We start from the raw sequence: 21,718 nt of genomic DNA, 5'->3' as shown, positions 1-21,718 counted from the left end.
CGGCCGGGAACGACAGACCGCCAGGTTTCAGAAGTACTCTCCTTTCCCGCATGGCCACCTTCGACGTCGGTTCGCTCACTCCCGCGGAGATCGCAGCGCTCACCACCACGCAGCTCGCGACGCTGACGGGGTCGGAGTGGGCCTTGCTGACCGCCGAGCAGGTGGTGGCGCTGACGACGGTCCAGGTCTCCGCGCTGTCGGCCCGCCAGCTCAACTACCTCGCCTCGGGACAGCTCTCGGCGATGGAGCTGCAGGACGTCCAGGCGATCAACACCGCCGCGATCCGCACGCTGACGACGGCTTCGCTCGCGGCGCTGACCACCGACCAGATCCATGCGCTGACCACGACGCAGATCCCGGCCCTGACCGTGGACCGGCTGCGCCGCATGGACAGCGACCAGTTCACCGCGCTCGACAGCACGCAGATCGCGGCGCTGTCGTCGGTGCAGGTGCGCGGCCTGGGCAGCCAGCAGATCGACATGCTGACCACCGACGAGGTGGCCGTCTTCAGCACCGCCTCGATGCAGGTGCTGAACACGGTGCAGATCGGCGCGCTGAGCGTGGACCAGCTCAACGCCTTCGACACCGCCCAGATCGGCGCGCTGCGCGGCAACCAGACCAAGGGCCTGAGCGGCGAGCAGCTCAGCGCGCTGAGCACCGACGCGTTGCAGGCGCTGACCACGGGCGCGGTGCGCGGCCTCAGCACCGCCGCCGTGTCGCACCTCTCTTCCGACGCCGTGCAGTCGCTGGACAGCCGGCAGATCGCCGCGCTGACCAGCCAGCAGTTCCGCACGCTGAGCACCGACGCCCTCGTGGCGCTGACGACCGAGCAGGCCGGCGCGCTCAACACGCTGCAGATCAAATCGCTGAGCACCACGCAGGTCGCGGCGCTCGAGGGCGAGGACCTCGCCGCCATCGGCACCAAGGGCCTGCGCGCGCTGAACTCGCAACAGCTGGCCGCGCTGTCTTCCGACCAGGTCGACGCGCTGAGCTCGCGCCAGGTGCAGAGCCTGACCTCGACCCAGTTGATCGGCCTGGGCAGCGCTCAGCTGCCGGCCTTCAGCACCGATGAACTGCGGCTGCTGAGCAGCAGCGCGCTCGTGGGCTTGAAGCCCGAAGTGCTGGGCGCGATGAGCGCCGAGCAGCTCGGCGCGCTGAAGACGGTGCAGATCGCCATGCTGACGACGCGCCAGCTGGCCGCGTTCGACACCGACGACCTCGCCGCGCTGTCGACCGGACAGATCGCGGCGCTGAACTCCAAGCAGCTGCAGTCGCTGACGCCGGACCAGTTCCATTCGCTGACGACCGAGGACCTCGCCGCGCTCAGCAGTGCGACCTTGCGGGGGCTGACGCCGGCGCAGCTCGCGTCGCTGAGCTCGGAGCAGCTCGCCGCGCTGAGCGGCGCCCAGACCGCGTCGCTGTCGACGACGCAGCTGCGCGACCTGAGCGACGAACAGCTGTCCGCGCTCGGCACCGGCGCGATCCAGGCGCTGACGACGCGCGTGATCGCGACGCTGACCGATCACCAGCTCGACGTGCTGAACTCCGACCAGCTGCAGGCGCTGACCAGCGCGCAGATCCGCGCGCTCACCACGGCCCAGTTGTCCGCGATGACGGTGGAGGACCTGAACACGCTGACGTCGGCGCAGTTCGCCGCCTTCACGTCGGCGCAGTTCCGCGGCCTGACGACCGATCAGGTCTCGCAACTCGAGCCCGAGGACTTCGGCGCGCTGAACGCATCGGTGATCCGCTCGTTGAGCAGCGCGCAGGTGCAGGCGCTGGACATCAACCTGGTGGCCGCCTTCAGCACCTCGCAGACGGGCGCGCTCAACGCGGCCCAGATCGGCGCGCTGACTGCCGGCCAGCTGCAGGTCCTGTCTCCGCAGGCGCTGCAGGCGATCTCCACGCTGGCGATCCGCGGTCTCACCGCGGACCAGTTGGACGCCCTCGGGCCGACCGGCGTCGCCATGCTGCGCGACGGCCAACTGGCCGCGCTGAGCACGGCCCAGGTGCGCAGCCTCGACCACGACAGCTTCAACGCGCTGGGTTCGGCCCATTTCTCCGCCCTGACCTCGTTCCAGCTGGCGGCGATCTCCACCGACGAGATCGGCGCCCTGGCGCCCGAGTTGCTCGCCGGCGTCAAGCCGATCTACCTGACCGCGCTGACGACCGACCAGATCCACGTGCTGAGCCGCGAGCAGGTCGGTGCCCTCGGCAGCGCGCAGACGGCGCTGCTGGGCACCGGTCAGGTCGCCGCATTGACGCCGTCGCAGATCGACGCGCTCTCCACCGACGGCGTGCGCGGACTGAGCGTGCAGGCGCTGCAGAGCTTCACCACCGATCAGCTCAATGCCCTCGTGCCCGAACAGTTCGCGGCCATGCGCACCAACCAGGTCGCCTCGCTGACGACCACCCAGTTGTCGGCGATGGAACAGGCCGACCTGAACGCGCTGGACTCGGCGCAGTTCTCGGTGTTCTCGTCGAAACAGCTGGCGGCCTTCACGACCGACCAGATCAGTCAGCTCGAGTTCCAGGACGTCGTCGGCCTGAATACGCGGGCGCTGCTGGGACTGACCTCCGCCCAGCTCGGCGCGATGAACGTCGACAGCATCGCCTCGCTGAGCAGCGCGCAGCTGGCGGCGCTCAGCTCGAAGCAGCTGCTGGGACTGACCGCGGACCAGATCGACCACCTGAGCACCGCGCAGCTCGCGAGCCTGGGTTCGCAGGCGCTGCTGGGCCTGAGCAGCGACCAGTTCGGCTCGCTGGACCTGGACCAGATCGCCGCGCTCTCGGCCAGGCAGGTCGCGGCGTTGACGTCGCTGCAGATCGCGGCCCTGGACCCCACGGCGCTGGCGGCGCTGACGACGCTGCAGTTCGCGGCCTTGCGGTCGTCGCAGCTCGCGGCGCTCAGCGGCACGCAGATCGCCGCGCTGGAGACGCAGGACCTCGCCGTCCTGCACACCACGGCGCTGAAGGCGATGGGCTCCGACCAGATCGCGCTGTTCAACACCGATCAGATCGCGGCGCTGCGGCCGGACCAGGTCGGTTCGCTGACCTTCCAGCAGGCGGCGGCGATGCACACGGAGCAGATCCAGGCGCTCGGCACGGCACAGGTCCTGGGCCTGACGAACGTGCAGGTCCTGGCATGGACCAGCGACCAGATCGCCGCGCTGGACGCGCAGGATGTGGCGCTGCTGCCGGGCCGGGCGATCCGGGTGATGGACGCCGGCGACTTCGCGGCGCTGTCCACCGATCAGGTCCATGCGATGACCAGCACGCAGCTGGTTGAAATGACCGGCTCGCAATTGAGCGGCTTCGGCACCGAGGACTACGCGGCGCTGACCTCGACGGCCTTCCGGGCGCTGGGCACGGCGACGCTGAACGCCCTGTCCACGGACGTCTTCGCGGCCTTGGGCTCGGACCAGATCCACGGGCTGACGACGCAGACGCTGCGCGCCTTGCACACCGAGGCGATCGCGGCGATGAATTCCGACGCGATCGAGGCGCTCGACAGCCGGCAGGTCGCCGCGCTGACGACGCAGCAACTCGCGGCGATCACGTCCGAGGCCTTCGCCACGATGTCCAGCGACGACCTGACCGCGCTGAGCCGCGATCAGGCCAAGGCGCTGACGGTGGACCAGATCCATGCGATCGGCAGCGACGCGATCGTGGGCTTCGAGACCCGCGACCTGGCCGCGCTCAGCATGGACCAGGTGATGGCGTTCAGCACCGAGACCATCCATGCGATGTCCGGCGCGCAGCTGGACGCGCTGTTCCTGGCCACGCCGATCATGCTCAACCTCGACGGCCACGGCCTCGGGACGGTGTCCGCGGCGCAGGGCGTCAGCTTCGACATGAACAACACCGGCCACGCCCAGCAATGGGGATGGATGGGGCAGGGCAACGGCCTGCTGGCTCGCGACCTGAACGGCAACGGGCAGATCGACTCGGGCGGGGAACTCTTCGGCACCGGCACCGTGCTGGCCAACGGCAAGCACGCGGCCAACGGCTACGAGGCGATGCAGGCTCTGGACGCCAACGGCGACCATGCCCTCAATGCGCTCGACGCCGGCTTCAGCCAGTTGCGGATCTGGGCCGACGCCAACGGCAACGGCAAGACCGATGTGGGCGAACTCAAGTCCCTGACGGAGCTGGGCATCGTCGAGCTGGACCTGAACGCCCGGTCGACCTCGACCGTCGATCACGGCAACCTGATCGGGCTGATCTCCGGCTACAAGACCGCGGACGGCGTCACGCACCAGATGGGCGACGTCTGGTTCTCGAAGACGGCGGACGGCGGCGGGACCGCGGCGGATGCGGCCACGCCCCTGCCGGCGGCGTCGGAACTGCTCGCGTCGCCGAAGACTTCGGAGACCGCGCTGCTCTCCGAGGGGGCGTCGGGATCGACGCCGGCCGCCGTCCCGACGGGGACGGACGCGCTCGCCCATGCGGCCGTGGCGCACACGACGCTGGCCGCCCTGAAGCGCCAGGACGACGAGAACAACGGCAGCACGCCCTTGCTCTGACCGCGCTCGCGGGCGTCCCGCAATACGTCCGCCTCTCGCCCGGTTTCGCCGTTCGCGAACGAACCGCGAACGACAACCTCGGCACTGTCCCCCTCATCAGACCGCTACGCGTCGATGTAGGGCGATCCGACAGTGGTCCGGGACGTTCGGCGCGTGGTCTCGCCATGGAACACGACGATGCCGATCAGTTTCTTTGGATGGAGCCCCCGCAGCGCCACGCCTGTCGACACCGCGGCGGTGGTGGCGACGTCCGAGACTGCAGGATCGCGGCCGCCTGCGGCCGACGACCGGACCAAGCTCCTGCCCTCGTCCCGGGTTCGACCATCGGGTCTGCTTTCCCGACATCGAACCGCCGCCTCGATCCAGCGTCCTCCCGTCGACCCCGAGATCGAGCGCGCCGCCGCCCTCGCCGCCAGCGCCCATGCGCGGAGGCTGGCACGCATCGACGCGTCATCCGCCGCCGCGCTTGCGGCGCAGCGACAGGCCACGGACGAACTCACCTGCTTGCAGACCGCCACCGATGCGCAAGCGTCGGACATGATGGCCGAAGCGCTCCAGCCGCCGCCGCTTCCGCCGGGTGGCGCCGACCCGGCGCCCAAGCCGCGGTTCATGGATCGACTGCGCCGTCCGCTCGACGCGCTGCGGCTGCGCACGGCGGTGCCGCGTGTCGAGCTCGTCATCGGGCCGCTCAACCTGTCCCGCAGCAACTCGACGTCCGAGCCTTCGTTGGAAGAACGTCCCCGGATCTTCCAGGCCACGACCACCGCCAGCGAGCGCGGATTGAAGGCCGTCGATCGCCTCGTCGATGCCGCCGCCCACGGCGTGGGACAGGAACTGACGAAAGGATTGCCGCTCGCCACCGGGCAGGACGGCGTCGACAACGGCCGTCGAGCTGCAGCGCCAGCCGCCGCCGGCAGCGCGGTCGACTTCAACGCCGAGATCGAGCGGATGTTCCCTGCGGCCTCGCCATCGACGCGGCTCGCCACGATCCGGCTCGCGGCCACGCTGCTCGACCACCCGAACCCGGACCCCGGCCGGCGACCCGACGGTCACCCGCTGCGCTACGAGCAATCCCTGCTGATCGCCACGGTACTCCGCTCCGTCACCGCGGATCCGGTGCAGGCCTCGCAGGTCTACCAGCGTCTGCGCCTGGAGACGCCGCCGGCGCTGGACGACCTGTGCACCCGCGGCTCCGATGGCCCCACGCCCCCCTTGGCCGACCTGGGCACAGCCTCGCCGGCCGTCGCGCGCATGACGCACGCGGCGCGGCGCGCGCTGGCGGTGACGGCCGGCGGCTTCCAGGCGCTGCTCGACCTGCAGGGCCTCGCGCTGCCGCGGCCCGGCGATCCGCGCCGCGGCCATGCCGAGGAGGCGATCGAGTACTACCAGCTCGGACTCCATGCCGAGGAGGCCTTGCTCGCCGCGGGTCTCGACGTGGGCGGCACCCAGTCGATGGCCGACATCCGCGCCGCGCTCGACACCCACCCGCAGCGGCGCGAACTGCTCGATCCGGGCCGTCTCGGCACCGGCAACGCGCGCCGTCGTCCCCGGGGGCCGCACGAGCCGGAACATCCCGCCACGCTCGCTGCCCAGGCCTTCCTCTACGCCACGGACAATCTCCGGCGCGCACCCGGCCAGGGCGAGCAGCATCGCGACCTCAAACCGGCCTACGTCGCCTTGCGCAACGGCTTCACGACCAGCGGTCAGGGCTCGGACTTCCATCTGATGGCCAAGCGCCTGCGCAAGTTCATCACCTACATCGACCTGGCCTGCAAGACGCCCCACGGCGACCTGCCGACGGCGATGCACAAGGCCCGGCTGCCGATACGCCTGCTGCAACGACATCTGGCCGGCAAAGGCAAGTCGCCGCTGGAAACCTTGCTGAAGGCCGGCCCCATCGAGACGGCCGCCACCATCAAGACCCCGCAAGGCGAAATGGACACGCGCCAGGATGCGAAGCGCCTCCAGCACATCTTCGAAGCCGCATCGCCGGCCGAGCGGCGCGACATCCTGCGTCAGGTGATGAACGCCGTCACCCGAGGTCGCCTCGGCACCTACAGCGACAGCCGCCGTCATGGCATCGGCGTGACGGCGGGGTACGGCCTTGCGAAGATCGGCGGCCTGGGCGGGGTGGGCGTCGGCATCACGCCGGTGGTGGAGGTCGGCGCCGAGCATTCCCGCACCGCGGTGTTCAAGGCCGGCATCGCCGGGACCGGAACGCTCTACCTCGGCAGCGAACGCAAGCTGAGCGGTGCCGTCGGGGCGGGCGTGCGGGCCGGCGCGGAAGCCGGTCCGATCGCCGGTGTCTCCGCCCAGGCCATGGCCCGGATCGGCGGATCGCACCTGGTCTCGCGGGGGCTGATGATCCGCACCCGCAAGGCGGGGCGTGACCACGAGGCCCTGTCGGCCGGCCAGACCGCCGGACTCCAGTCCACCGACTGGCAGCGGATGAACGAACTCGTGATCAGTTCGATCTTCCAGATCGCCGATCGGGACAAGGCCGACCGCCCCGCCCACGGCGGCGCCATGTGGGCACAGCTGGTGGACAAGCTGGGCGACTACCGCGACATCTCGTTCGGCTGGAACGAGGGCAAGGCGGTCACGGCGGACGTGTCCGTGACCCTCGATGCGACGGCCTCCGCGACGCTGGCGCCCGGCGTCGCCGTCTCGGCCTCGGCGAGCATCAGCCTGAAGCGCACCCTGTTCGACCGCAAGCGCACGCGGGACGCGGCCGGCACGGCCCGCAGCATGCAGGCGGAGCAAGGGTCGCGCAGTGCGCTGCGCGTGGGCGCGGGTCTGGGTATGAGCAGCCCCGCGTTCACCACGCCGTCCGGCCGCAGCATCGCCGTGTTCGGACGCCATCGGGTCGGCGTCGAGACGGAGGTGGTGATCCAGTCGCAGAACGGTCTCGTGCGCCTCGTCACCGAGGGGGGCCGGCTTCGACCGGAACTCTCGAGCCGCGACCGGGAGTTCGGCGTCCGTGAAGACTTCATCCAGGCGATGAATGCCCAGCGTGCGCGATGGGTCGCCGCGCTGGACGCCCGCGGCCCCGACGGCCGGCCCCGCGGCGGAGACGAGCAGTACGACGAGTTCATGGACAGGTTGGTCAACCTGCGCGCCGCCGGCTCGCGGGTCTACCGCGAACATCAGGCGCTGACGACCGAGGCCGCGGAGGTGATCAACGCCTGCATGGACCGGCTCGCGGTGCTGCAGCGGCCCCTGCCACCGGGCGTGCCGCAGGATCCGGGCGCCCTCGATCAGGTGGAAGACCTCCAGCGCAGGATCGCCGCCCATGTGGCGAACCCCGCCCACTGGCTGCCGGCGGGCATGGACGTGGTCCAGCCGATGCAGGCCGCGGCGGCCTGGTCCGGCGGCGTGGACGCCAGCGTCACGATGCAGCCGGGCAGCGGCCACGGCGACGGCGCGGACCGGCTGCTCGGCGGCGGCCGCCTGGCCCTGGGCGGCAGCATCCGGACGGCCGTGGGCGGGAAGATCCTGCTCGCGCTGGACGTCCCCCCTCGCCCGGGCGCGACACCAGGCAACCCCGCGTCCAGCCGGCCGCACGAAGCGCGTCTGTCCGCGATCCCGGCCTTCTCCGACTCGACGATGCACGACACGATGGCCATGGCGCACTGAATCGCGCCGCCTTCCCCCACCGTGCCCCGCCGCCGGCACGGGCCTCGGGAAGCGACGACGCGAGCCCCCTCTCACCGCGAAGAGTTGACCGCTCCCTGTCCCCCTTATCCTGGCATGGCCGCGCCCACGGCGCGACACAATGGCTCAAAGATCGATGGGAAGGACGGCGCCCGCGCGGGTGCCCGACCTGAGCATCCAAAGGGGATTCCGCGTTGAAAACACTGTGCATCGAGGGCTGGCGGGGAGTGAACCACTCCATCGCGATGGTCAACCAGAACCAGATCCTGGAGATGGTGAAGGACCCGCGGTTCGAGCTGTTCCACAAGGACGCGCCCTTCTTCATGCCGCACTGGGACAAGAGCAAGCTGGACTCCGGCTTCGCGCCTGAGGAGCGGGCCATCATCGACGGCCTGCCCGATCCCGGCGATCGCGTGATGGACGTGCGCCTGCGCATCGCGTCGCCGGTGCGCCTGGGCGATGCGGTCGCCGCACGTCGCAACGCCACTTTCGTGGTCACCGAATTCGGCCTGTCGGGCAAGAGCTTCGACCCGCCCGAGATGGCGCCGTCCGCGCTGACGCAGGGTGAGGACATCGTCGTGACGCCGACCCGCTGGTCCAAGGCCCGACTGGTCGACTACGGCTTCGACGCGGACAAGGTCCTGGTCGTCCCGCACGGCTACAAGACCGACACCTTCTTCCCGATGACGCCGGAGCAGCGCCAGACCGCGCGCGCGGCGCTGGGCATGTTGCCGCACGAGACCGTCTTCACCAACGTCGGCGTCGCGACCTGGAACAAGGGCATCGACCTGCTGCTGCTGGCCTTCGCCGAGCTGCGGCTGCAAGGCCTGCCGGTGCGGCTGATCCTCAAGGACCACCAGGGCCTGTACGGCATCGGCGTGGAGCGCGTCTTCGCCGAACTCGCGGCACGCGCGCCGCAGCTGAACACGCCGCAGGTGCGGGACGGCATCTCCATCCTGTCGACCAGCCTCAACCTGCCGCAGCTGCGCTCGTTGTACGCGCTGTCCGACGCCTACGTCTCGCCCTACCGCGCCGAGGGCTTCAACCTGCCGGTGCTGGAGGCGATGGGGTGCGGCACGCACGTGATCGTCAGCGGCGGCGGCGCTACCGATGACTTCACGCCGCCCGAGCTCTGCCATCGCCTGCACAGCCGTCCCGGCACCGACGCCGATGCGCCGCAGCCGGTCGGTGCCTTCGTCGTCCCCGACCTGGAGGACCTGCGCGAAGCGATGCTGCAGGTCGTCGAGCAACGCCTGACCCCCGCCCCGCGCCGCGAGGCGGCCCGCCAGCGGCTGGAGAAGCGTTTCTCGTGGGCCACGGTGACGAAGCAGCTGCTGGACCTGATGTGACATGAGCGCGCCCTCCGCCACCCTCGGCGCCACGAAGCCGAGCATCGCCGTCGCCATCGTCGACACCGACCTGCATGTGCTGGCGCGGCAGGCGCTGCTGCACAGCATGCGGGCGATGGAGCAGCAGGGCCTGCCCTTCAGCCAGGTGCTGATCTACTCGGACAAGCCCGAGCTCTGGCCCGGCCTGCCGGTGATCCCGGTGCCGACGCTGCGCTCGATCACCGAATACAACCTGCTGATCACCCAGGAACTGGCCCGGCACCTCAGCGCGGACCATGTGCTGGTGATCCAGTACGACGGCTTCGTGCTCAACGCCGACCAGTTCTCGCCGCACTTCCTGCACTACGACTACATCGGCGCGCCCTGGCCCAACTACGAGGTCAACGAGGTCGGCAACGGCGGCTTCTCGTGGCGCTCCAAGCGGCTGGTCCACGCGGTCGCGCAGCTCGACTACCCGGATCCCACCGAGGCCGAAGACCTCTACATCTGCCGCACGATGCGCGACACGCTCGAGCGCGCCGGCTGCCGCTTCGCGCCCAAGGCGATCGCCTCGCACTTCTCGGTCGAGTTCCCGGCGGTGCCCTACCCGACCTTCGGCTTCCACGGCATCTTCCATCTGCCCAGCGTCTACCGCGAGATGCCCGACTTCCTGCTGGACCACCTCTCCGACCGCATCGTCAAGACCCGCAGCGGCTTCCTGCTGCCCGGGCTGCAGGCGGTCTCGCCGGCCGCGGCGCAGAAGCTGCAGGCGCGACTGGCGGCTCTGGGCTGAACCCGCGCGCCCCCCCGACGACGATGACGGCGACGACAACAACGATCCGAGACCTCCTGAAAGCCTCCCCATGAACGCGAAGAAGCAGATCGTCCTCCTGATCCCCCACGGCGTGCAGACCGGCGGCCCGGAGGCGTTGCACCAGCTGTCGGACTCGCTGATCCGCCAGGGGCACGACGCCCGCGTCTGGTACGTGCTGCCGACCGACCTGCCCGCGATCGACGACCTCTTCCGCCGCAACGGCCTGACGGCAGGCACGGCGCTGAAGCTGCAGCCGCGGCCGAACACCGTGGCCGACTACCAGAAGTACCAGGTGCGGCTGGCCGAGGAGATCGCGATGACGCCCGACACCTGCGTCGTCCTGGCCGAGACCTACGTGCACTGGCTGCGCTACTTCCAGCCCTGCACGCCGATGGTCTGGTGGCTGAGCATCGACAACGCCTTCGAATACCTGTCGGTCAACAAGATCAACATGAACCTGCTGCGCAGCGAGCGGGTGCTCCACACCTACCAGTCCGGTTATGCGCACGACGTGATCCGCGCGTTGGGCTGCCTGCGCACGCTGCCGCTGTCGGACTACACGCCGGCCAAGCCGACGCCCGCCGATGGCGAGCCGGTCTTCGACACCGCCGCCAAGACGGACATCGCGCTCAACGCCAACCACAAGGTCGTCTACGACGTCGGCGCGATCGCGGCGCGGCTGGAGGCGGAGAACGGCTGCAAGGTCCACCTGATCCGCGGCCTGACGCGGGCGCAGGTCTACGAGGCGCTGGGGCGCAGCCGGCTCTTCATCGACCTGGGCACCTTCCCGGGCAAGGACCGCCTGGCGCGCGAGGCGCTGATGCGCGACTGCTGCGTCTTCGCGCTGGATGTCGGCGCGGCCCGCGACTATGCGCTGCCCGACGAGTGCTACTTCAAGCCGGACCAGGTCGACCAGGTCTTCGCCGGCGCGCACGGGCTGATGCGCGACTTCCCGCTCTACCTCGAGCTCTCGCGTCCCGCCCGGCAGGCGGTACAGCGCGAGCGGATGATCTTCGAGCGCGAGGTCGCCGGCCTGGCGCACGCCTTCGGCGCCTGAGCCCGCCGGCGCTGACAGGATCGGGTTTCCACCGATCCCGTCCCGCCTCCCTCCCCGGATGTAGGTGATCGCGGCACACGCGATTCGGCCGCACGCCAATTGAGAAACGGCGGCCCAGCGCCGAAGATGAGAGCGGGACTGCAAGCACGGGTTCCGGCATCCATCAGGGGGAACACAAATGAACTTCTCAGGCCTCAAGGTCAAGACCAAGTTGTGGGCGGGATTCGGCGTCATGGCGGTCATCGTCGCCGCCGTGTCCGGCGCGGCGCTGCACTGGCTGAACCAGTCGAGCTCGCGCGTCGATGACTACCTGCAGGGCGTCGCCGCCCGCGAACGGCTGGTGATCGCCGTGCAGTCGGCCGCGAAGTCGCGCGCCATCGCGGCGCGCAACCTGGTGCTCGTGACGACGCCGCAGGACCGCGCCACCGAGCTCGACGCCGTCACCAGATCCCATGAAGCGGTGCAACGGTCGCTCGCGCAGCTGAAATCGCACCTGGCCGCCGCGCAGGACGCGACGCCCCAGGACCGGACCCTCTTCGACAAGGTCGCCGGGATCGAGGCCCAGTACGGCAAGGTCGCCCTGACGATCGTCGGCCTGGCCAACGATGGCAAGCGCGACGACGCCGTCACCAAGATGAACGCGGAATGCCGCCCGCTGCTGGCAGCGCTGCTGACGGCCACCGACGACTTCATCCGTTATGAGGACGAGCGTTCGGCCACGGAGACCCAGGCAGCGGCCGAACTCTTCGCAACCGACCGGATGATGCTGATCACCACGGCCGTGCTGTCGGCGGCGGTGGCCGGCCTGCTGGGCTGGTTGATCAGCCGCGCGGTGACGACGCCGCTGAACCGTGCGATCAAGGTGGCGCAATCGGTGGCCGACGGCGACCTGCGCGACGAGATCCAGGTCGACGGCCGCGACGAACTGAGCCAGTTGCTGACGGCGCTGAAGGCCATGAGCGGCAACCTGTCGACGATGGTCACCAACGTGCGCCAGGCCGCGGACGGCATCGCCACGGCGTCGACGCAGATCGCCAGCGGCAACCAGGACCTGTCCAGCCGCACCGAGACCCAGGCCAGCGCGCTGCAGGAGACGGCGTCCTCGATGGCGCAGATGACCGAGACGGTGCAGGTCAACGCCGAGTCCTCGCGCAAGGCGACGGGCCTGGCCGACGCCGCGGCGCAGGTCGCGGGTCAAGGCGGCGCGGTAGTGCACCGTGTCATGACGACGATGGAAGCCATTACCGGCTCCAGCAAGCGGATCAGCGACATCACCAGCGTGATCGACGGCATCGCGTTCCAGACCAACATCCTCGCGCTGAACGCGGCCGTCGAGGCGGCACGGGCCGGCGAGCAGGGCCGCGGCTTCGCGGTCGTGGCCAGCGAGGTGCGGGCGCTGGCGCAGCGCAGCGCGCAGGCGGCCAAGGAGATCAAGACGCTGATCTCGGACTCGGCCGCGACGGTCGACGCCGGCGCCGTGCAGGTGCAGGAAGCGGGTCGCACGATGGACCAGGTGCTGACGCAAGTCCGCAAGGTCACCGACCTGATGGGCGAGATCAGCGCCTCCACCGACCAGCAGACGCACGGCATCGTGCAGGTCAACGAGGCGGTGGCGGCGATCGACCGTGGCACGCAGCAGAACGCGGCGCTGGTCGAGGAGAGCGCCGCCGCGGCGGAGAGTCTGCGCCAGCAGGCGATGGCGCTGACGCAAGCGATCGCGCGGTTCAAGGTGCGCGGGATGGCGGGCGCCTGAGGGTCAGTCCCGGCCTGCCGGCCGTCGAAAAAACCGAAGTGGGAGCTGATCAGGCTCCCGTTTTCATTCCAGCCCGGCTTCAATCAGGTGCAAAAGGGCCGTCGGTGCGAACGCCGGACGCCAGCGCGGAAACCTGATGCGATCGACATTGAACCTGCTGCGATGCCCTATAGAGTCCTCGGGTGTTCAGCCAACTCGTGAGGCAGCATGAGTTCGATCGCCATGACGATGTTCCTCGACTCCGCGCCCGGGGAGCTCGTCGATCTGCCGCACGCCGGCTCCGCCCTGGAGCATCCGCTGGTCTTCGACAGCGCGGCACGCGAGATCCATCAGCTTGCCGCCGACGGCCGGGCCGAGGTCGTCGCGCAACGCGTGAGCACCGTCGGCGACGACGCGCTCATCGAGGAGTTGCGCTTCCGACGCATCACCTGACCCTTCGCCGGGCATTGCGAATAGCGCTGTGAATGGCGCCGTGAATGGCGACGTAAATGGCGCCGAGGTCGGCGGCCCTTGCGCGTGCGCGGGCGCCGACGCGTCAGGGCGAGGGCGCGGGCGCGCTCGCGGCCAGGTCTGCCTGCATCCGCGCGCGCATCTCCGCGATGCGACGCCGCTTCTCTTCGCCCTTGGCGAGCTGCTCCGGTGACACGCCCATCGCGCGGCCCTGCTCGATCTGCTGATCGAGCAGCGGCAGCTCGCGGTCGGCGGCATTGACGAAGGCGCGCTGCACCGCTTGATGCCGATCCTGCTCGCGGCGCGTGTAGGCCTGATGATCGTCAAGTTGCCACGCTGGCGTTGCCGCCTCCGCCGCCGACCTCTGGATCGGTGGCGCGCGATCGTCGCCGGCGATGCGCGTGTCCGCGAGGCTCCATGCCGCCGGGACTTCCGCGCCCGAAGAGGACGCCGGCGCCGAGGCCGACGCCACGGTCACCGTTGCGGAGAGCGCGCCGGACGTCGGCGAGCCATCCGCAGCGCGCATGGCCAGGTCCTCGCCCTCACCCGTCCGGATGGCCGCCGAGGCAGAGGCCGGCGGTGGCGCCGCGAGCGCCTGAGGCGCGGTCTCGCTGATGCCGGAGGAGCGACCGGCGGCGATCCAGGCGACCAGGGCGCCCGCGAGCGCCAATGCGACCGCCGCCGCGACCTTCAGATCGATGCGACCGCGTCGCCGGACACCTCGGGCGTCGCGTTGCCGCTGCCAGGGTTCAGTGCGCATGTCCGTGCTCCCCGCCCGCAGGCATCAGCCGTTGCGGATCGAACGGCGCATCGGGCGCCGCGATGCCCGGCGCCCACTGCAAGCCGGCGGATGCCAGCAGCTCGACCTGCCGTTGCCGCCAGCGCGCTTCCAACTTCTGCAGCGCCACGGCCTGCCGCGCCTCGTGCCGGACGGTCTCGCTGTCGGCGGGATGATGACCGCGTTTCACCGACAGCGCCTGCACCCGTTCCCAACCCTCCCCATCGGGGTGCCGTATCGGCGGCGAAGCGGGGCCCGCGGGCCACGCCTGCAACAGGTCGAGCACCCATGCGTCGATACCGGCGGTGGGCCTGGGATCACCGAGGCGCCATTCGACCGGCGCCACTCCTGGCCGCCCCCGCAGGTCCTGCCCCTGAGCATCCTCCCCGCACCCGGCAGGCACGCAGCGCAGGCGCAGCCCCTCGACGGACTCCAGGCGCTCGAAACGATCCAGATGCGCGCGGTAGTACGCGGCGATCTCCTCCGCGGTCACCGCCGCCGCCAGCGCGTCGCGAGCCGGCGCATCCCCATGCGGATCGCCCGTCAGTCCCTGCCAGCGTTGCCAGGCGAGCTTGCGTTGCCTGGCTTCGATGACCCGGCGGACGAAGTCGAGCTCGGCCTCGCTCCAGCCGCTGCTGCGATGCAACCAGGCCTCGACGAAGCGTTCCCGCAGCAACTGCCGCGCCTGGGCCCGCGCAAAGTCGAGATCGCCCGCGCGCAAGAGGCGACGGCCCTGCACGTTCTGCAACGGCCAGACATCGGCCAGCGTGATCGTGCCGGCCGGTCTGCCGCCGAACCCGCGATGGCGCAGCAGCACGAGGCGCGTCGCGCCCTCGCGCTGTGCGTCGTCCAGGTCCTCGTCCATCCGCAGGCGGTCGCCCTGCCCGCCCGACCAGAGTGCCTGCCACGCGCGCGCGTCGACCGTCGACGGCAAGGCCGGCGCCGCCGACTGCCAGTCACGCTCGATCCGCTCGGGCCAGACCTGCTGCAAGGTCGCGAGCCATTGGCGTCGCACGTCGACCTCCGGCGCGAAGGCCACCCGCCTGCTCGCGAACAGCGCCGCGTCGCCGACCTCGCGCGAGGCCGCGTCGCCCATCAGCAGATCGATCGCGAGCTGGCGCGCCAGTTCCTGCAGCGTCAGGTCCGGCTGCTCGCGACGGGCGAGCATGAGCAGCGCCTCGGTCGGACGACGCGGGATCGTGTCGCCGCCGACGCGGGCGATCCAGGACGACGCGGCATGCGCCTCGACCGTCGTCGCCGCGATGCCACCGCTCACCGGCAGCAACGGCCCGCCGAACGCGAGCGCCAGCGCGGCCACGGTCGCCGCCGTGGCGCGCGAGCCTCGCGCCTTCACAGCCGCTCGGCCGCGCGATTCAGCAGGTGGACGACCATCGCGATCGCATGGGGCACGACGACGCGCCCCACGTCGCGACGGACCGCGTGATCGGTCGTCGACAGCACCTGCCCGCCGCGGCTGTAAGAGATCTGACCGCCCTGGCGCAGCAGCGGCCGGATGTCGGCGGCGGTCGGGGCCAGCGGCGTGTAGCTGCCCAGCGCCGTGGTGACGAGCGCATCGGCGTTCAGCGTCTCGCTGTCGTAGTAGTCCTTGACCCAGGTCTCCCAGCCGGAGTGGTTGAGCGCCGACGTCGTCCAGGTGTGATGCGGCTGCAGCAGATCGGTCGTGTGCATCACGAAGCCCAGGCTCTGCACCGTGGGCCGCGCCAGGAACTGCGACCACCAGTACTGGCCGAGGTTGTCGATCGGCTGGAACGGAGCCTTCTCGAAGTCCGCGTACATCGACGCGCTCGACGAACCGCCCTGGCGGTAGTTGGCTTCGGTCAGTCCGTACGAGTTGTACTTGCTGCCGTCGCTGAACCAGCCCTTCATGCCGCCCTTGCCGTCGTCGAGGTGGTCGCCGACCAGCCACGCCGCGGCGAGGTCGTCGATGTCGCCCTTGACCGTGAGCCTGGCGTAGTTGTAGCCACCGAAGGGATTGCCGTGGACGTCCGGCCCCTGCGTGCGATTCTGGAAATGCCAGTAGGACGTGTAGTTGACGATCCCCGACCCGAGGCCCCAGACCGGCGCGAGCACGCAATCGCCGGTCACCGCGCCGCAGAGGTAGGTGTCGGCGAAGTCGTCGACGTCATACGCGCCCTGGCCCAGTTGCTCGGCGAACTGGTCGATCGTGTAGCCCGCGCGCGTCACGCCGGCCAGCAGCTTCGCGTAGTTGGTGCTGTCCGCATGCCGCTGCATGTAGCGGACCGCATCGATGGCGATGCGCTTGTGGGTGTCCTGGGCGAAGGCGTTGGCCTCGGTCTGATGGACGAGGCCCGCCGCCACGGCGGTCAGAAGCAGGATGGATCGCATCGAAGTCTCCCTGATGGTCCCGAAAACCGCGTGCTTTCCGCACGTCGACATATGGGGACGGATGTTCGGGGAAACGCATGACGATCCGGTGAAGAATTCGTGCGACGCCGGGGTTCTCCCTGTCCCCAGGCGCCGGGACGTGGACCGGGGTGCGGCCGGGGTGCGGCCGGGGATCGCGGGGTCAGGACTTGCCCGGCTTTCCCATCAGCTTGCCGACCGCCTTGCCGACCGCCTTGTCGACCGTCTTGTCGACCGTCTTGTCGACGGCCTTCGTCGGCGGCTTGATCGCCGGCCGCGCATTGCGGACCCGGTTGGCCAGGAACACCTCGCCGATGTCCAGCGTGCTCTCGTGGCCGACGTGCTGCGCGCACGTGGTCAGCCAGCCGTCGGCGGCCGCGCGGCCGAGGCCGAACAGCGTCGTCAGCAGCCGCGGATCGGTGTTGAGTTTGCTGGATGCGCCGAACTGCGCCAGCCCGCCCTCGTCGGCCACGCGGTGCAGTCGCATCTGCTTGTAGCGCGTGGGATCGACGCGCTGGTCGCGCAGCAGCCTCTGCACGAAGTGGATCGCCCGAAGCTCGGCCACCAGGCTCGCGTTGAAGGTGATCTCGTTGATGCGGTCGTCGATCTCGGCGGACGTGCGCGGGATCCCGTCGTGCTGGCGCGGGTTGATCTGGACCAGCAGCACGTCGTCCGACCCGGTGCCGTAGACCAGCGGCCACAGCGCCGGATTGCCCGAGTAGCCGCCGTCCCAGAACGGCTCGCCGTCGATGACGACCGTCTGCGCGCTGTGCGGCAGGCAGGCCGAGGCCATCAGCGCCTCGATGCTCAGGTCGTCGCCGCTGAACACGCGCGGCTGCCCGGTGCGCACCGAGGTCGCGGTGACGAACACCTTGACCGGTCCTGCGTGCACGGCGTCGATGTCGACGTGACGACGGACGATGTCCCGCAGGGGATCGAGGTTGAAGGGGTTGAGCTGATACGGGCTCCACAGCCGCAACCACGCGTCCCAGGCGGCCATCCCCGGCCACGCGCTGCGATTGAAGACCCAGGCGGGCGTCTCGAGCCGCGCGGTGTCCGTCAGGCCCTTCATCTCCCCCACGATGCCGAAACACGCGGGCACACCGGAGACGTCCTGCCAGAACCGCGACAGCGCCTGCCGCGCGCCCAGCGCACCGCCCTGTGCGAAGCCGGTCGCCATGACTGCCGCGTTCATGGCGCCTGCGCTGGTGCCGGACACGCCGTCGATGCGCAGCGAACCGTCCTCGAGCAGCCGGTCCAGCACGCCCCAGGTGAAGGCGCCGTGGGAGCCGCCGCCCTGCAGGGCGAGATCCAGGCTGGGACGGCGGTTGGACTTGGAAACAAGCGAGGACGAAGCCATGCGAACCTTTCTCGGGGTCGCATGGAATATAAGCCGCCGCGCTGGGGTCTTAGCCCTTCGAGGCCTTGGGCGGTTTCGGCTTCGACGCCCCGGGCCCGAGTCGTCCCCACCAATTGAGCACGCCGGAGCTGGCGAGGATCTTGTCGCGTCGCTGCGCGTCCGTCTCCCCCTTCTTGAGACCGCGGTTGACCAGTCCCTTCAGTGTTTTCAGTGCGGCGATGTGCTTCTTTTCCTTGTTCAACGCGGCCGTGAGCGATTGCGTCACCTGATCCTGACGTCGGCCACCCGAGGTCAGCTTGCCCGTGGTCAGGGATTCCGAGTGCTGCTGGCGCGTCTTCTTCAGATTGCCGACGGTGCGCTTCGACTGTTGCAACGCGATGTTGACGTCTGTGGACAGCGCATCGACTTGGGACTCGTTCTGCCCCGATTCCCAAAGGTGGGTCTTGCCGGGCAGCCCCGCGACGCAGGCCTGCCGATATCCTCGCTTGAACAGCTCAGCCTGAAGCGATTGCGCAAAACTCGACCCGTCGCCGAAGCCCGATCCGCTGCCGCAGCTCTCCAGGTACAGCGTGCCGGCAAAGCTCTGCTGCAGGCCGTCTTTCGCCAATCGATCCGCAATCTGGCGGACGTTCATGTGGGCCAATTCACCGATCGAGAAGGGCGTGTTTGGATCACGATCCGGTCGCCCCTTTCCATGACCGACGAGCATGATGCGCGACTGGGAAGGCAACCCGTGCAGAGGTCTTACGGCAGCGGCATGGTGTTTCAAATGCTCCGGCACGCTGAGGCAACCTAGCGTGTGCCCTCCCGCGTTGTAGCGGTCCGTCAAGCGGCCCTGCGCCGTTTTTATCTGGTTGTCATCGGGTTCCAGACAGAGGATCACCATCCCCGGGGGAATCTTGCTCAAATCCAGCACGGACGCCTGCGCCACCGGCTTGCCGCCAGACCGGGCCACGAGCAGGACCTTGTCCGCCCGCGCATCCGCCTTCAATTCCCATTGCACATCCTGCTTGCCCTGAACGTGCGGAGACTTGAGCAACGTCGCCACGGCTTTTGAGTCGATGGCGACCGGTCGATCCCAGTCATAACGCTCCAGCAGGCTCTGCCCCAACGCCGCCGCGACCTCGCCGATCAGGTGCCGCGCATCGCCGGATGCGGGCATCTGGGGCAGACGTCCAAGTTCCTCCCCTGGCTGAAAGGCGATCGGACTGTTTGCCGGCTTCAGACGACGGGACTGTGAGAAGTCCACGCCCAGGACATGCTGGCTTCCGGCGACGCTCGGACCCCGGCTGGGGTCCGTGGCCGACGCCATGGCCATGTCGTTGTCCGAAGCCGATGCCGGGTCGCCCGCCGCGCCAAGAGAAGTGAGTTTCATTGGTCATGCCGAAGTGTTCGCATGACAGGAGAGTTCGAAAACGCGCCGTTTGAGATCCGCGCTCGAACAGCGGCAGGACGCGATGCCGTGACAAGTTGCCGGAAAATGGGGCCGAGAGCGCCCTGCGCTACTTCGGCGGCGCGTCGGTCGGCAGCCAGCGCTTGTAGATCGCCTGGAACGTGCCGTCGCGCTTGAGCTCGTTGAGCTGCGACTGCCACGCGTGGATCGTCCCCATCGGCGTGCTGCGGGAGAACGCGATGTAGCCCTCGCTCGCGGCGAAGCTGAAGACTTCCTCCAGCGCGCCGCGCGCAACGCCCGCCTGCACCAGCGTCTGCGGCATCGACAGCTTCTCCGCCGCGAACAGCGGCGCCCGCCCGGCGGCCAGCATCCGCACACCCTGGATCGGATCGCTGATCTGCTGCAGGTTGTGGAAGCCGGCCGACTGGAGCTGCGTCAGCGTGTACCAGTCCCGCACGACCAGCACCCTGGCCGCCAGCTTCGCCTCGGCCAGCGAGCGCAGCCGGATGCCGCTGCCGGCCTTCGCGTAGAAGGTGCTCTGGAAGGTGACGATCGGGCCGACCCACTGGAAGAGCTTCTCGCGCTCGGGGATGCGGGCCATCGCGAACAGCGCCGCCGGCGGGCCGTCCTGCGCCTCGCGGAACGCGCGGGCCCAGGGCATGAACTCGATCGGCAGCGACTGGCCGAGCCGCTTCTGGATCGCCTGCACGATGTCGACGGAGAGCCCGCGCGGCTGGCCGGCCTCGGTGAAGTTGATCGGCGGGAATTCCTCGCTCAGCAGGCGCAGCGACGCGGACGGCGTGCCGCCGGACGACGCCGTGGCCGGAGTCGCCGAGATCGGCGTGGGCGGTGTCGACGCCGGCCCCGGCCCGAGGGCCGGAGTCGGCAGGGTGGCGCGGCCGGCGGCCTGTGCGCCGCCCAACCAGGCCAGACCCGCCAGGGTCAGATGTCGTCGATGCATCCGCGAATCAGGAAGGAAATGTCCGGTCCATGATAGGCGGCGGTAACGAAACGTCTCTTTCGCGTGGAGACGAAAGCCACGGCGGCGATGCGCATTCGTGCGCAGACGCAGCCGGGGAAAACACCGAGCCGCGCTGTCACCCGCGCGTCATGCGCGTCATGCGCGTCACGCGCTCACTTGCCGCCGCGCAACTTCGCCAGTTGGGCCTGCGTTTCGTTCCACAGGTCCATGCCCACCTGCGTCGCGACGCCCGCGTTCACGCGGGTCAGCTTGTCGCGCATGCGCGCGGTCTCGGCGGGGCTCAGTTCGTTGACGGCCATGCCCTTGGTCTTGAGCTCGGCCAGCGCCTTGGCGGCCTCGTCGCGCGTGTCCTTGCGCTCGAAGTCGCGGCTCTTCACAGCGGCCTGCTGCAGCACCGCCTGCTCGTCCTTGGACAGGCCGTCCCAGAACTTCTTCGACACCGTCACGATCCACGGGCTGTAGACGTGGTTCGTCACCGTCAGGTACTTCTGCACCTCGTAGAACTTGGCCGACAGGATGGTGTTGTACGGGTTCTCCTGGCCGTCGACCGCATTGGTCTCCAGCGCCGTGAACAGCTCCGAATACGGCAGCGGCACCGCATTCGCGCCCAGCTGCTTGAAGCTGTCCAGGAACACGGCGTTCTGCATCACGCGCAGCTTGATGCCGTTCAGGTCTTCCAGCTTGTTGACCGCATGCTTGCTGTTGGTCAGGTTGCGGAAGCCGTTCTCCCAGTAGACGAGGCCCACCAGGCCCTTGTCGGTGAGCTTGGCCTTGACCTTGTCGCCGACCGGACCGTCCAGCAGCGCGTCGGCCTCGCGGACGTTGTTGACGAGGAAAGGCGTGTCCCACAGCGCCATCTCCTTGGCGATGCCGACCAGCGTCGCGGTCGATCCGACCATCATCTCCTGCGCGCCGCCGATCAGCGCCTGCTGCATCTGCGTGTCCGGTCCGAGCGCGGCGCCGCCGATCGCGCGGATCTTCATCTTGCCGCCGGAGAGCTTGTTCACCTCGTCGGCGAAGACCTTCACCGCGCGGCCCTGGTTGCTGTTCTCCGCCAGACCGTAGCCGAAGCGGATCAGGCGCGGCTTGATGTCGGCGGCCTGCGCGGGCAGCGCGGCGGTCCACATCGCGGCGCTCAGCGCCGACGCGGCGGCCAGGATCTTGCGGCGGGTGTTCAGGCTCTTCAGGCTCATGCTTGTCTCCTTGGGGGAACGGGTCTCGACGGGAAGCTCGACGGG

General features: G+C 69.6%; 14 protein-coding genes. 7 read left to right on the top strand and 7 right to left on the bottom strand.

What is annotated here, in order from left to right; genetic code table 11:
• The first annotated feature begins 50 nt into the window (after positions 1-50).
• From ACFJIX_RS21810 to ACFJIX_RS21780, 7 genes are all read left to right on the top strand, one after another.
• The gene (locus tag ACFJIX_RS21810) at positions 51-4,526 is read left to right on the top strand and encodes a hypothetical protein (protein ID WP_377154805.1); all 4,476 of its coding nucleotides are present in this window, start codon (positions 51-53) and stop codon (positions 4,524-4,526) included.
• 177 nt (positions 4,527-4,703) lie between these two features.
• Positions 4,704-8,162 (top strand): hypothetical protein, encoded by a 3,459-nt coding sequence (locus ACFJIX_RS21805; protein WP_377154804.1) that lies wholly within the window; start codon positions 4,704-4,706, stop codon positions 8,160-8,162.
• Positions 8,163-8,407: 245 nt separating this feature from the next.
• Positions 8,408-9,529 carry a glycosyltransferase family 4 protein gene (locus tag ACFJIX_RS21800; RefSeq protein WP_377154803.1) on the top strand — a complete coding sequence of 374 codons (1,122 nt, stop codon included), beginning with the start codon at positions 8,408-8,410 and terminating at the stop codon, positions 9,527-9,529.
• Position 9,530: 1 nt separating this feature from the next.
• Complete coding sequence (locus tag ACFJIX_RS21795; protein ID WP_377154802.1) at positions 9,531-10,301, top strand: DUF5672 family protein; 771 nt, start codon at positions 9,531-9,533, stop codon at positions 10,299-10,301.
• A gap of 70 nt (positions 10,302-10,371) precedes the next feature.
• Entirely contained in the window at positions 10,372-11,379 is a 1,008-nt protein-coding gene (locus tag ACFJIX_RS21790; protein ID WP_377154801.1) for a hypothetical protein, read from the top strand.
• Between the two features lie 178 nt (positions 11,380-11,557).
• Positions 11,558-13,132 carry a methyl-accepting chemotaxis protein gene (locus tag ACFJIX_RS21785; RefSeq protein ID WP_377154800.1) on the top strand — a complete coding sequence of 525 codons (1,575 nt, stop codon included), beginning with the start codon at positions 11,558-11,560 and terminating at the stop codon, positions 13,130-13,132.
• A gap of 207 nt (positions 13,133-13,339) precedes the next feature.
• Positions 13,340-13,564 carry a hypothetical protein gene (locus tag ACFJIX_RS21780; RefSeq protein WP_377154799.1) on the top strand — a complete coding sequence of 75 codons (225 nt, stop codon included), beginning with the start codon at positions 13,340-13,342 and terminating at the stop codon, positions 13,562-13,564.
• A 103-nt stretch (positions 13,565-13,667) separates the two neighbouring features.
• Here ACFJIX_RS21780 and ACFJIX_RS21775 read toward each other — a convergent pair whose 3' ends face one another.
• The 7 genes from ACFJIX_RS21775 to ACFJIX_RS21745 all read right to left on the bottom strand — a co-directional run bounded on the left by ACFJIX_RS21775 (position 13,668) and on the right by ACFJIX_RS21745 (position 21,673).
• Positions 13,668-14,342, bottom strand: coding sequence for a hypothetical protein (locus ACFJIX_RS21775; protein WP_377154798.1), 675 nt, complete (start codon positions 14,340-14,342; stop codon positions 13,668-13,670).
• Entirely contained in the window at positions 14,332-15,714 is a 1,383-nt protein-coding gene (locus ACFJIX_RS21770) for a hypothetical protein (protein ID WP_377154797.1), read from the bottom strand. The genes ACFJIX_RS21775 and ACFJIX_RS21770 overlap by 11 nt, the downstream gene beginning before the upstream one ends.
• Entirely contained in the window at positions 15,711-16,727 is a 1,017-nt protein-coding gene (locus tag ACFJIX_RS21765; protein WP_377154796.1) for a phospholipase, read from the bottom strand. The genes ACFJIX_RS21770 and ACFJIX_RS21765 overlap by 4 nt, the downstream gene beginning before the upstream one ends.
• A gap of 181 nt (positions 16,728-16,908) precedes the next feature.
• Entirely contained in the window at positions 16,909-18,105 is a 1,197-nt protein-coding gene (locus ACFJIX_RS21760) for a patatin-like phospholipase family protein (RefSeq protein WP_377154795.1), read from the bottom strand.
• Between the two features lie 49 nt (positions 18,106-18,154).
• A complete protein-coding gene (locus ACFJIX_RS21755) occupies positions 18,155-19,480 on the bottom strand; it encodes a hypothetical protein (RefSeq protein WP_377154793.1) in 1,326 nt (441 codons plus the stop codon).
• A gap of 127 nt (positions 19,481-19,607) precedes the next feature.
• Positions 19,608-20,459: a substrate-binding periplasmic protein gene (locus ACFJIX_RS21750; protein ID WP_377154791.1), complete on the bottom strand. Its 852-nt coding sequence runs from the start codon at positions 20,457-20,459 to the stop codon at positions 19,608-19,610.
• Between the two features lie 173 nt (positions 20,460-20,632).
• Positions 20,633-21,673 (bottom strand): TRAP transporter substrate-binding protein, encoded by a 1,041-nt coding sequence (locus ACFJIX_RS21745; RefSeq protein WP_377154789.1) that lies wholly within the window; start codon positions 21,671-21,673, stop codon positions 20,633-20,635.
• Between the last annotated feature and the right edge of the window lie 45 nt (positions 21,674-21,718).

This window comes from Roseateles sp. UC29_93 (assembly GCF_042695725.1).
Taxonomy (GTDB): Bacteria; Pseudomonadota; Gammaproteobacteria; order Burkholderiales; family Burkholderiaceae_C; genus Roseateles; species Roseateles noduli_A.
Note: the sequence above shows the minus strand (reverse complement) of the source record. Positions and strands in the feature narration are given on the sequence as shown.

Coding starts and splice junctions, on each gene's coding strand:
- ACFJIX_RS21810 (WP_377154805.1), top strand. CDS start 51: ATGGCCACCTTCGACGTCGGTTCGCTCACTCCCGCGGAGATCGCAGCG.
- ACFJIX_RS21795 (WP_377154802.1), top strand. CDS start 9,531: ATGAGCGCGCCCTCCGCCACCCTCGGCGCCACGAAGCCGAGCATCGCC.
- ACFJIX_RS21750 (WP_377154791.1), bottom strand. CDS start 20,459: ATGCATCGACGACATCTGACCCTGGCGGGTCTGGCCTGGTTGGGCGGC.
- ACFJIX_RS21790 (WP_377154801.1), top strand. CDS start 10,372: ATGAACGCGAAGAAGCAGATCGTCCTCCTGATCCCCCACGGCGTGCAG.
- ACFJIX_RS21760 (WP_377154795.1), bottom strand. CDS start 18,105: ATGGCTTCGTCCTCGCTTGTTTCCAAGTCCAACCGCCGTCCCAGCCTG.
- ACFJIX_RS21775 (WP_377154798.1), bottom strand. CDS start 14,342: ATGCGCACTGAACCCTGGCAGCGGCAACGCGACGCCCGAGGTGTCCGG.
- ACFJIX_RS21755 (WP_377154793.1), bottom strand. CDS start 19,480: ATGAAACTCACTTCTCTTGGCGCGGCGGGCGACCCGGCATCGGCTTCG.
- ACFJIX_RS21805 (WP_377154804.1), top strand. CDS start 4,704: ATGCCGATCAGTTTCTTTGGATGGAGCCCCCGCAGCGCCACGCCTGTC.
- ACFJIX_RS21785 (WP_377154800.1), top strand. CDS start 11,558: ATGAACTTCTCAGGCCTCAAGGTCAAGACCAAGTTGTGGGCGGGATTC.
- ACFJIX_RS21765 (WP_377154796.1), bottom strand. CDS start 16,727: ATGCGATCCATCCTGCTTCTGACCGCCGTGGCGGCGGGCCTCGTCCAT.
- ACFJIX_RS21780 (WP_377154799.1), top strand. CDS start 13,340: ATGAGTTCGATCGCCATGACGATGTTCCTCGACTCCGCGCCCGGGGAG.
- ACFJIX_RS21745 (WP_377154789.1), bottom strand. CDS start 21,673: ATGAGCCTGAAGAGCCTGAACACCCGCCGCAAGATCCTGGCCGCCGCG.